This window comes from Pandoraea sp. ISTKB (assembly GCF_001721285.1).
GTDB classification, from domain to species: domain Bacteria; phylum Pseudomonadota; class Gammaproteobacteria; order Burkholderiales; family Burkholderiaceae; genus Pandoraea; species Pandoraea capi.
Window position 1 is genome coordinate 1 of record NZ_MAOS01000006.1, and the last position, 383, is coordinate 383.

The 383-nt window shown below is 58.0% G+C and carries 1 pseudogene; it reads right to left on the bottom strand.

Annotation, left to right across the window (positions count from 1 at the left end):
- Nucleotides 1-383, bottom strand: a pseudogene (locus A9762_RS03180) (ABC transporter ATP-binding protein); the annotation flags it as partial.

The window sequence follows — 383 nt, forward strand, 5'->3', positions numbered from 1 at the left end:
ATGGCGAACGCGAGCAGCTTGATGTTGCGTGTGTTGATGCCCATTGCCTTGGCGGCGACTTCGTCTTCACGAATGGCGACCCAGGCGCGTCCGATACGCGAGTGCTGCAAGCGCACGCAGATGAATGCGATGAGCAACGCGAGGAACACGAACAGGTAGTAGTACATGTACACCGAGCTGACCTTGAACCCGAAGAACTCGTGCGCCTTCGAAAAATCGAAGCCGAACAACGAGGCGGGTTGAATGCCGGTGATCCCCTTCGGACCGTTGGTGATGTTCACCGGACGGTCGAGGTTGTTCATGAAGATACGGATGATTTCACCGAAGCCCAGCGTCACGATGGCCAGATAGTCGCCGCGCAAACGCAGCGTCGGCGCACCGAG